The following is a 9,917-nucleotide window of genomic DNA, read 5'->3' as shown; positions in this document are numbered from 1 at the left end:
CGGCCCGCCGTCGGCCGTGTGCCGGCGCCACGCACGCCGCACGATTTCCGCGAACGCGCCGACGAGCAGCAGCACGGCGCCCCACAGCGCGACCTCCGGCACGAGCCGCGTGACGAGGCCGCCGACCACCGCGCCGGCCAGGAAGCAGAAGCTGATCGTCGCGAGCAGCGCCGAGTCGTGCAGCGCGCCCGCGTCGTAGCGCGGGATCAGCCCGACGAACAGCTTCTGCGCGGCGCGCCGCAGGTTGCCGGTCGTCATCACCGACGTGTACGACAGCTCCTCGAGGTGGGTGAACGACAGCGTCTGCAGCGTTGCGACGAACGAAATGCCCGGAATCAGCCATGCGCTCGACGCGCCGACGAGGCCGCTCGCGGCGACGCCAAGAAAGGCGATCTCGACGAGCAGGCTCGTGAACGCCGTGTGCTTCATCCAGCCGCGCTGCGCGGCGAGGCCGAGCAGGTGCGCGACGAACACCGCGATCACGAAGCCGACGAGCGGCGGCACGTGATGCAGCGCCGCGGCCCATTCGCCGGCCGACAGGTTGATGCCGAGCAGCGCGACGTTGCCGGTCATCGTGTTCGCGAACACGTGGCCGTGGCCGACATACGTGTACGCGTCGAGGTAGCCGCCGGACAGCGTCAGCAATGCGGCGACAGTGAGATTGCGGCTGGCGCCGTCGAGATCCATCGAGCCTCCCGTGGTGCGCGCCGCCCGGCCGCGCGCGGCGGGCGGTGCGAAATTCAGTCCTGCCGGCCGGCGCGAACGCCGCCGGCGCTACGCGGCCGGGCATCGCCGTGTGCCGCGCGCCAATATAATGTGCTCGCCGTCGGGGTGCGGATTCCCGCCGCGTATCGCAGCCGGCCGGAACGTGCCCACAGCGCAGGTTTCGCCGCCGCGGGACCGGCCGAGTATACCGGGCAGGCTAAACCCGGTTGCACCCAGGCCGCCGCCCCGCGCCTCCTCACCGAGCCTTCGAATGACCCTCGCGAAGTTCTTCCTGCGCTTCACCGTGATCCCGTTCGCTGCGATCGTGCTGGTGGCCGTCTGGGCGTTCAACCGCGAATCGGGCGAGATCGACGCGCGCCAGTACGTGGCGCTGGTGGCCGCCTATCCGTCGTTCACGCCGAAGCTGAAGGACGAGGTGGCCGACGCGTTGCGCGGCGGCAGGATCGCGAAGGCCGACTACGGCACGATCATGCGCGATGCGCTCGAGGCCGGTTACGTGGTCGACTGGCCGGCTACGACGAACGACGTCGGCAGCGAGCGCGGCCGGCTGCTCGGGATCGTGAACGGCGACCGGCCGGCGTCGCAGTAGCGGGCGGCCGGCGGCGTGACGGACAGCTCACTGCCCGATGCCCGTGAGCCCGATCAGCGCGCCGCCCGCGAGCAGCCACAGCGGATGGATGCGCGTGCGCCACGCGAGCACCGCGCACGCGGCCGTGATGCCCCACTGGATCGCCGTGCGGTTCGACGCCTCGGAGATCAGCACCGCGCTCGCCGCAACGAGCCCGGCCGTGACGGGCATCATCCCCTGCTGCACGTAACGGCGCCACGGCCGGTCGCGAAAGCGCTCCCACGCGTGCAGCGCGAGCACGGTGACGATCGACGACGGCCCGAACTTCGCGAGCGATGCGACCAGCAGCCCGCTCCAGCCGGCCACGTGCCAGCCCACCAGCGACACGATCATCATGTTCGGCCCGGGCGCCGCCTGGGCCAGCGCGAACAGCGCGGTGAACTCGTGCGCGCTCATCCAGTGATGGACATCGACGACCTGCCGCTGCATCTCCGGCAGGATCGTGTTGCCGCCGCCGAACGCGAGCAGCGACAACTGGCTGAAGATCGTCGCGATGGCGATCAGCGTGTCGTTCATGGCCGGCCTCCTGGCTGCGTATCGCGCGCCGCGGCCGGCGCCGGCTGCGGCGTGTCCGCGTCGCGGCGGCGCGACGCGAGCCAGATGCTGACGGGCGTCAGCACGAGCATCGCGGTCAGCAGCGGGATGCGCAGCACCGCGATCGCGACGAATGCGAGCGCCGCGATGCCGGCCGCCGCACGCGCGTGCCGCAGCGGCTTCGCGACCTTCACGGCCATCGCGACGAGCAGCCCGGCCGCCGCCGCGGCGAGCCCCGCGAACAGGTGCTGCACGTGCGGATCGTTCTGCGTCTTCGCGTACAGCACGCCGAGCGCGACGACGACGAGCGTCGGGCCGGCAATCAGCCCGAGAATGCCGGCGAACGCGCCGGCGACGCCGCGAAAGCGCATGCCGACGGCCACCGACAGGTTGATCACGTTGCCGCCCGGCAGGAACTGGCACAGCCCGAGCAGATCGGTGAATTCGTCGGCGGAGAGCCACTTGCGCTCTTCGACGATGGTGCGCCGCGCGAACGGCAGCGCGCCGCCGAACGACATGAGGCCAAGCGACAGGAAACCGGTGAACAGCTCGGCAAGGCCGACGCTGCGGGGTGATGCGGCCGGCGGCGTGGCGGCAGGCGGAGAAGCGGATTGCATGGGGTTCCTTATCAAACGGTGACCCGAGGTTACCGCCGTTCGGAATGCCCGCAAAACGATTTTATCGGCGCGCCCTTGTGATCTAGAATCACAAGCATGGCACGCGATCTCCCGCCCTTTTCCGCGCTTCGGGCCTTTGAAGCCGCGGCACGACATGAAAGCTTCAGCGCCGCAGGCGACGAGCTGCATGTGACTCACGGTGCCATCAGCCGGCAGATTGCCGGGTTCGAGGCCTGGCTCGGCAAGCCGGTGTTCCACCGCTACGGCAAGCGCGTGAAGCTCACCGACGAAGGCCGCCGCTACCTGGACACCGTGCGCGCGGCGTTCGACAGCATCGCGCTCGCGACCGAGCAGCTGCGCAACACGGGCGCGGCACGCGTGCTGCGCATCAATGCGCTGCCGACCTTCGCGATGAAATGGCTGCTGCCGCGCCTGTCGCGGTTCCAGCGCGACGTGCCGAACGTCGAGCTGAAGCTGTCGACGTCGAACGCGCCGCTCGACGCGCTCGACGGCTTCGATGTCGCGATCCGCCGCGGCCCCGGCCACTGGCCGAACTGCACGAGCGGCCACTTCCTCGACGAAAGCGTGATTCCGGTCTGCAGCCCCGCGCTGCTCAAGCGCGCGCCGATCGCCCGCGCGGACGATCTCGCGCGCCACGTGCTGCTGCATTCGGATACGCGGCCGGAAGGCTGGCGCGACTGGTTCGCGGCGGCCGGCGTGACGATGAAGGGGCGCAAGCGGCAGTCGTTCGACCACTTCTACCTGGCGCTGCAAGCGGCCGTCGACGGCCTTGGCGTCGCGCTCGGCCCGTTGCCGCTGATCGACGACGAGCTCGCGAGTGGCCGGCTGGTGATGCCGCTGGAGGGGCCGCGCATCGCGACGCGCAGCTACTGGTGGATCGCGCCGCGCGCGCCGGCGGACGATCCGCTCGTCGCGCAGTTCTGCGCGTGGCTGCAAACGCAGTCGAACGTCGGTGCTTAGCGCATCGACGTTCGGCGCAGAAGATGACGCGGGCGGCAAGACACCGCCCGCCGGAGGTTCAGACCACCGGGCCCGGTTCCTTTTCCTTGCGCAGGATCGCGTACAGGATGATCGCGCCGAACGTCGCGGTGCCGATCCCGCCGAGCCCGAAGCCGCCGATCTTCAGCGAGAAGTCGCCAGCGCCGAGCACCAGCGTGACGGCCGCGACGATCAGGTTGCGGTTGTCGGAGAAGTCGACCTTGTTGACGACCCAGATCCGTGCGCCCGTCACCGCGATCAGCCCGAACACGACGATCGACACGCCACCGAGCACCGGGCCCGGAATCGTCTGGATCACCGCGCCGAACTTCGGCGAGAAGCCGAGCACGATCGCGATCAGCGCGGCGACCGCGAACACCAGCGTCGAGTAGATCCGCGTAACGGCCATCACGCCGATGTTCTCCGCGTAGGTCGTCACGCCCGTGCCGCCGACGCTGCCCGACACGATCGTCGCGAGCCCGTCGCCGATGAACGCGCGGCCCACGTAGCGATCGAGGCTGGTGCCCGTCATCGCGCTGACGGCCTTGATGTGGCCGAGGTTCTCGGCGACCAGGATCACCGCGATCGGCGCCAGCATCAGCATCGCATGCGGATCGAACACCGGCGCGCGGAAGCTCGGCACCCCGAACCAGGCCGCATGCCCGACGATCGAGAAATCGACCGGCTTGCCGAGCCCCATCCCGTTGGTCGCGACCGCGTAGATCGCATAGGCGATCACCAGCCCGACGAGGATCAGCAGGCGCTGCACCATGCCGCGCGAGAACACCGCGACACCGCCGACGCACAGCACCGTGACGAGCGCCATCACCGATTCGAAGGTCGAGCCGGACACGCCCTTGACCGCGATCGGCGCCAGGTTCAGCCCGATCACCGCGACCACCGCGCCGGTCACGACGGGCGGCATCAGCGTCTCGATCCAGCGCGTGCCGATCGCCTGCACCAGCGCGCCGAGCGCGACGTACACGACGCCACACGCGACGATCCCGCCGAGCGCGACCGGGATGTTCGGGTTCGGGCCGCTGCCGCCGTAGCCGGTCACCGCGATCACGAGGCCGATGAACGCGAAGCTCGAACCGAGGTAGCTCGGCACGCGGCCGCCGACCAGCACGAAGAACAGCAGCGTGCCGATACCCGACATGAAGATGCACAGGTTCGGGTCGAAGCCCATCAGCAGCGGCGCGAGCACGGTCGAGCCGAACATCGCGACGACGTGCTGCACGCCCATCGCGACCATCTGCGGCCACGCCAGGCGCTCGTCGGGGCCGACCACGCGCGATGCCGCGCCGGTCGATTGCACCCGCCAGCGCGGGAAGTAGGAATCGGACATGGGGAAAAGGGGCTCCTGTCGGTCGCCGGCTGCGGAAGATGCGCCGGTCTGGAATCTGGCGCGAGTTTACGGAGCGGAAATGGGGCTGGCAAGCGGACTGATGCGCGGGCCGGCGAGCGGCTTGCCGTGGCGTGAACCGGGGCACGATCGCGCTGCCCGGTGAGGTGACCGTCCGCGCATGGAAATGCACGGGCGGCGGTTGATGCCGGCCGCGACGTAAGCGTGCGCTCACATCGCGGCCGGCGCGTCATGCATCAGGGATTGATGTACTGGAACAGCGACAGGTTCTGCAGCTGCGCATAAGCCTTCTGCGAGCCCGTCAGCGCGTTCTGCATCTGCAGGAACTGGCTGATCGTCGACACCATGTTGGTGCTCGTCAGGTCGGACAGGTTGCTGGTGACCTGCAGCGTATTGGTCTGGTTCACCGTCTGCATCGCCTTGATTTCCTGCTCGCGGCCGCCGACCGACGCCTGAACGGTGAGGACGTTCGTCATCATGTTGTTCAGCTTCGTCGTGCCGGTGGTCATCGCGTTCTGGAGCGCGGCGGCGGCGGTCGTGTTGCTGCTGACCGGCACCTTCAGCGCGGCGATCATCGAGTCGAGCGCCGCGAACACGTCGGTGCCGGCCTGAGGCGCCGGCGTGACCGTGAACGAATCGCCGGGTGCCGGGCTGCCCGACACGGGCACCGACAGGCCGTTGCCGAGCGTGATCCCGGCGCCGGCCGAATACGGCTGCGCGGCGGTCACGTTGCCCGGCGGCGGAAGGGAATTGTCGGTCACCGTATAGGTCGGCGCGGCCGCGGTGCCGCCGAAGTTGATCGTGAACTGGTGCGTGTTGGTCGCGGCCGACGGGCTCGTGATCGACACCGAGCCGATCGTGCCCGTGCCCGTGTTGCTCGCGCCGGCAAGCGGCACCGGCTGGCTGCCGAGCATCGGCACCGACAGGAACACGCTCGCGCCGTTGTCGCCCTGCGCGATCGAGCGTGTGTCGGCGATCTGCACTTGCCGCGAGCCCGCGTCGCCGCTGTAGGTCACACCGCCGCCCGGTGCGTTCGAGAACGGTGCCGTGGCCGTCTTGAAGCCCGCGAACAGGTAGTTGCCCGCGCCGTCCGTCGAGTTCGCGAGCGTCAGCAGCTGGTCGCGATAGCCCTGCAGCTGCGTCGCCCGTGCCGAGCGATCGCTGTCGGACAGCGAGCCGTCGCCGGCGCTGATCACGACCGTATGAATGCTGTTCAGCAGGTTGTTGACGCTGATGAGCGACTGGTCTTCCGCCTGCAGCGACGACAGCGCGGTGTTCTGGTTCGCCGAATACTGCGACAGCGTCGCCGACGTCATCGACAGCTGCACGGCCTGCGCCGCGCCGAGCGGGTTGTCGGCCGGCGTCGACAGGCTCACGCCGCTCGAGATCTGCTGGTACAGCTGCGAGAGCTGCGCCTGCTGATCGTTCATCTGAGCGACGTTCATCTGGTAGAACTGCGTGGTGGAAATCCGCATCGCTTTGATCCCCGAAATCAGTTGAACAGGCCGAGCACGGTCTGGAACAGCGTCGAAGCGGTCTGGATGACCTTCGCGTTCGCCTGGTAGAGCTGCTGGTACTGCATCAGGTTGGCCGCTTCCTCGTTCTGGTTCACGCCCGACACCGACTGCTGCGCTTCGGTGATCTGACCGATCAGCGAGGTCTGCGCGGCGCTCGACGATTTCAGCTGGCTCGTCGTGTTGCCGATGTTGTTCACGTAGTTCGCATATGCACCCGTCAGCGTGGTCGTGCCGTTGCCGAACGATTTCGCGCTGACGAGCTTCGACAGCGCGAGCGCGTTGCTGCCGTCGTTCGTGCCGCCCGTGTTCGGCGCGACCGTGAACGTGTCGCCGGCCGTCGGCGTGCCCGACACCGTGACCGTGACGCCGGCCGTCAGCGTGATCGGCGTGCCGGCCTGGTACGCCTGCGCGGCGGTGGTCGTCGGCGGCACGGCCGTGTTGTCGGTGACCGTGTACGTCGGGCTGGCGGTCGTGCCGCCCATCGTGATCGTGTAGTTATGCGGGTTGGCCGCGGCCGTCGCGCTGGTGACCGTCAGCCCGCCGATCGTGCCGGTGCCCGTGTTCGTCTTGGTGGCCGACGGCACGTACGGCGCCGCTGCCGCGATCGCCGAGCCGTTCGACGTCGCGAGGCCGAAGCCGTTCAGCGCGCCGCGCGTCGGCTGCACGGTGAACTTGTCGCCGGGCTGCATCGAGCCGGACGAGAACGAGAAATTCAGCCCGCCGATCGACCCCGGCATCGAGGTCGACGTGCCGACCACCGCGCCGCTCGCGCGGTCGGTCAGCGAGTACTTGGCGCCGTCGTACGACAGCGTGTAGTCGCCCGTGGTCGGCTGCGACGGGTTCGCGAACGACACGGACAGCGCCGCGTTGCCGGTATTGCCCTGGTTCGCGTACGTGATCGGCGCGCCGGTCGTGAACAGGTTGCCGCCGACGTTGCCCGACAGGTCGATGCCGAGCGCGTTCTGCGCGTTGACCTGCGCGGCGAAGCTGGTCGCGATCGCGCCGAGCTGGGCCTGGGCCGGGTCGAGCGTCTGGCTGCGGAACGCGAGCAGGCCGCCGAGCGTGCCGCCCGACAGCGACGCGTCGGACAGCGCCTGGTTCGGCCCTTGCGGGTTCGCACCGGCGATGCCCTGCGACACGACGGTCAGCTCGCTCGGATCGGACGGCGACGCGACGGTCGCGAGCTGGTAGCTCTTGTTCGCGACGACGAGCGGCGTGCCGCCCGCGAGAAACACGCTGTAGCCGTCGCTGTTGCGCACGACCTGCACGCCGGCGAGGTTCGACAGGTTCGACACCGCGAGGTCGCGCTGGTCCATCAGCTGGTTCGGCGGCTGCCCCTGGCTGCTCGCGGACGCGATCTGCTGGTTCAGCTGCGCGATCTGCGCGGTGTACGAGTTGATCTGCGTGACGGTGTTCGTCAGTTGCGTGTTCACGCTCTGGCGCAGCGCGTCGTACTGCTGGCCGGCCGCCGTGATCTGGTTCGCGAGCGTCTGCGCGTTGCTCATCGCGGTCTGCCGCACCGACGAGTCGGACGCGCTGTTCGCGACGCTCTGCATCCCGGTGAAGTAGTTCGTGATCGCGGTCGAGATGCCGGACGTCGGGTTGCCGACGTAGTTGTTCAGCTGCGTGACGAGCGAATACCACGTCGACAACGCGCCGCTCTGCGTCTGCGCGCCGTTCAGCTGGTCGCTCAGGTACTGGCTGTACTGCCGCTGCACGGTGACGGTGTTCACGCCCTGCGGCATGTAGCCGCTGCTCGTGTACTGGCCGCTCGCCTCGGCATAGACGGGGCGTTCGACCGAATAGCCGGGCGTTGCCGCGTTGCTGATGTTCTGGCCGGTCGTCGTGAGGCCCCAGAGCGCGGCATTCAGGCCGCTGACGCCGAGGTTCATGAGTGTGTTGGACATGCGCGATCCTGATGAGCCGGCCGCGCTGCGGCCGCCGGGTTGCGTGACTCCCGGTATAACGGCCGCGAATTCAGAAAATTGAGGAAAAAATGCACGCGCGACGCGCACTCGCGCGTCGCCGGTTCAGGCGTGCGGCCGATGGTGCCGCAAACGCCGCGCGGGCCGCCCCGGGCGGGGCCGGCCGCCGCTTGCGCGTCAGGCTCGCGCGAGCGAGCGGCGCTTCATTTCGAGCTGCGTGATCAGCCGCTGCAGCGTGTTCTCCGCGCTGCCCGGCAGCGACATGTAGCGGAAGCCGAGCTGGTAGCGCCGCGACCCGTTCGGCATCTGCGTCGAACGCTGCGACACGAGCTGCAGGTCGAGCGACAGCTTGCCGTGGCCGGTCAGCTCGAGTTCGACGTCGGGCAGCAGCGTGCCGACCTCGAGCGCCTCGACGCGTTCGTCGGCCGTGCGCAGCCCCACGCCGCCGAGCGACAGGTTGTGCACCTCGAACAGGAAGCTCTCGCCGTCCGGCAGCTTGCCGCGGCACAGGAACGGATCGACGATCGGCGCATCGACGCGGAAATATTCGCGGCGCTGGATGCACATCAGCACGTCGGGGAAATCGGCGACGAACGCGGGCAGCCCCTCGAAGCGCGACTCGCGCGGCGTGCCCGTGGAGAATTCGACGCGCACGCCCTCCGGCGCGGCCGCGAACGTGCAGTGCGACGCGCCGAGGATGGCGGCGTTCTGCTCCGACAGCGCACCCCAGTCGAACGTAAACGTCCGCGCGCCGACATCCACCTCGAGCAGGCGCGTGACGAGCTGGCCGCCCGGGTACTGGACGGTCAGGAAATCGCCGCGATTGACGAGGTTGCGCAGCTGCACGCCGATTTCCAGCGGATTGCGGCGGGCATAGTCGGGCCCGGAGTGGCCTGCATCCAGGCTGGGGTCCGTCGACGTTTCGATATTCATGGCTAGCCGGTCTTTCTTCTCATGGGCGCCCGTGCAACCGGTGCGCAATAAAACCGGGCCAGAACGGGGGCCCGGTCGCAGGTCTCTCACACTTAGCGGCAGTGCTGACCGAAAGTTTAGATCGAATTGGGGATTTTTTTCGCGCAAACGTTGAAACCGCGCGCGGCGGGCTGCCGGGCGCGGTCCAGAGGGGAATCGACAGCGGTAGCCGACGGGGCCGTCAGCCGATCTGCTGCATGATCGAGATCAGCTTTTTCGCGTAATTCGGGTCGGTCGCGTAGCCGGCCTTCTGCATCCCGTGCGCGAAGCCTTCGACGCTGCGGCTCGCGCTCAGCACGCCCGAGTAGCGCGGATTGTTCTTCAGCAGGTTCGCGTAATCGGTCATCGCGTGTTCGTACGAATCGTACGCGCGGAATTTCGCGACCACGCGGCGCGGCGTGCCGTTCACGTATTCCGTCGTCAGCGCCGACACCGTGCGGCCGGTCCAGCCCTTGGTCGCCTTGATGCCGAACACGTTGTAGCTCGTCGAGCCGTCGGTCGCGCGGATCTCGCGCTTGCCCCAGCCCGATTCGAGCGCGGCCTGGCCGACGATGAAGCGCGCCGGGATGCCGGTCGACGCGCTGGCCGCCTGCGCGGGGCCCGCGAGCCGGTCGACGAACGCGTCGGCGTCCG

The 9,917-nt window shown here is 68.9% G+C and carries 10 protein-coding genes; 2 read left to right on the top strand and 8 right to left on the bottom strand.

The features are described 5' to 3' along the window. The coding region (locus G3O06_RS44235; protein WP_205819849.1) for a YoaK family protein at window positions 1-687 on the bottom strand (687 nt) is incomplete at its 3' end. Window positions 688-976: 289 nt separating this feature from the next. Between G3O06_RS44235 and G3O06_RS44230 the strand changes: the two genes are divergently transcribed. Next, window positions 977-1,315 (top strand): hypothetical protein, encoded by a 339-nt coding sequence (locus tag G3O06_RS44230; protein WP_205819848.1) that lies wholly within the window; start codon window positions 977-979, stop codon window positions 1,313-1,315. Window positions 1,316-1,342: 27 nt separating this feature from the next. Here the strand turns inward: G3O06_RS44230 and G3O06_RS44225 are convergent, their stop codons facing one another. Both G3O06_RS44225 and G3O06_RS44220 read right to left on the bottom strand, forming a co-directional pair. Next, window positions 1,343-1,870, bottom strand: a complete 528-nt coding sequence (locus tag G3O06_RS44225) for a chromate transporter (protein ID WP_043184629.1) — start codon at window positions 1,868-1,870, stop codon at window positions 1,343-1,345. Then, window positions 1,867-2,505, bottom strand: a complete 639-nt coding sequence (locus tag G3O06_RS44220) for a chromate transporter (RefSeq protein ID WP_205819847.1) — start codon at window positions 2,503-2,505, stop codon at window positions 1,867-1,869. The genes G3O06_RS44225 and G3O06_RS44220 overlap by 4 nt, the downstream gene beginning before the upstream one ends. A gap of 96 nt (window positions 2,506-2,601) precedes the next feature. On the opposite strand from G3O06_RS44220, the gene G3O06_RS44215 reads away from it, so the two are divergent. Continuing rightward, window positions 2,602-3,486, top strand: coding sequence for a transcriptional regulator GcvA (locus G3O06_RS44215; RefSeq protein ID WP_174974457.1), 885 nt, complete (start codon window positions 2,602-2,604; stop codon window positions 3,484-3,486). 58 nt (window positions 3,487-3,544) lie between these two features. Here G3O06_RS44215 and G3O06_RS44210 read toward each other — a convergent pair whose 3' ends face one another. The 5 genes from G3O06_RS44210 to flgJ all read right to left on the bottom strand — a co-directional run. Next, window positions 3,545-4,852, bottom strand: coding sequence for a solute carrier family 23 protein (locus G3O06_RS44210; protein ID WP_174918185.1), 1,308 nt, complete (start codon window positions 4,850-4,852; stop codon window positions 3,545-3,547). A 254-nt stretch (window positions 4,853-5,106) separates the two neighbouring features. Continuing rightward, window positions 5,107-6,345 (bottom strand): flagellar hook-associated protein FlgL, encoded by a 1,239-nt coding sequence (gene flgL, locus G3O06_RS44205; protein ID WP_174985456.1) that lies wholly within the window; start codon window positions 6,343-6,345, stop codon window positions 5,107-5,109. 17 nt (window positions 6,346-6,362) lie between these two features. Then, window positions 6,363-8,294 carry a flagellar hook-associated protein FlgK gene (flgK, locus tag G3O06_RS44200; protein WP_205819846.1) on the bottom strand — a complete coding sequence of 644 codons (1,932 nt, stop codon included), beginning with the start codon at window positions 8,292-8,294 and terminating at the stop codon, window positions 6,363-6,365. Between the two features lie 195 nt (window positions 8,295-8,489). Beyond that, complete coding sequence (locus G3O06_RS44195) at window positions 8,490-9,245, bottom strand: flagellar brake protein (protein ID WP_174974451.1); 756 nt, start codon at window positions 9,243-9,245, stop codon at window positions 8,490-8,492. 220 nt (window positions 9,246-9,465) lie between these two features. After that, window positions 9,466-9,917, bottom strand: a 452-nt coding sequence (flgJ, locus tag G3O06_RS44190) for a flagellar assembly peptidoglycan hydrolase FlgJ (RefSeq protein WP_205819845.1), incomplete at its 5' end; no start/stop codon positions are given.

Source organism: Burkholderia sp. Ac-20345 (assembly GCF_017104825.1).
Classification (GTDB): Bacteria; Pseudomonadota; Gammaproteobacteria; order Burkholderiales; family Burkholderiaceae; genus Burkholderia; species Burkholderia lata_B.
This window is presented reverse-complemented; position numbering and strand designations above follow the sequence as displayed.

Excerpts from the sequence above, each read along its gene's own strand:
- flgL (WP_174985456.1), bottom strand. The coding sequence starts at position 6,345 with ATGCGGATTTCCACCACGCAGTTCTACCAGATGAACGTCGCTCAGATG.
- G3O06_RS44225 (WP_043184629.1), bottom strand. The coding sequence starts at position 1,870 with ATGAACGACACGCTGATCGCCATCGCGACGATCTTCAGCCAGTTGTCG.
- G3O06_RS44210 (WP_174918185.1), bottom strand. The coding sequence starts at position 4,852 with ATGTCCGATTCCTACTTCCCGCGCTGGCGGGTGCAATCGACCGGCGCG.
- G3O06_RS44195 (WP_174974451.1), bottom strand. The coding sequence starts at position 9,245 with ATGAATATCGAAACGTCGACGGACCCCAGCCTGGATGCAGGCCACTCC.
- G3O06_RS44230 (WP_205819848.1), top strand. The coding sequence starts at position 977 with ATGACCCTCGCGAAGTTCTTCCTGCGCTTCACCGTGATCCCGTTCGCT.
- flgK (WP_205819846.1), bottom strand. The coding sequence starts at position 8,294 with ATGTCCAACACACTCATGAACCTCGGCGTCAGCGGCCTGAATGCCGCG.
- G3O06_RS44220 (WP_205819847.1), bottom strand. The coding sequence starts at position 2,505 with ATGCAATCCGCTTCTCCGCCTGCCGCCACGCCGCCGGCCGCATCACCC.
- G3O06_RS44215 (WP_174974457.1), top strand. The coding sequence starts at position 2,602 with ATGGCACGCGATCTCCCGCCCTTTTCCGCGCTTCGGGCCTTTGAAGCC.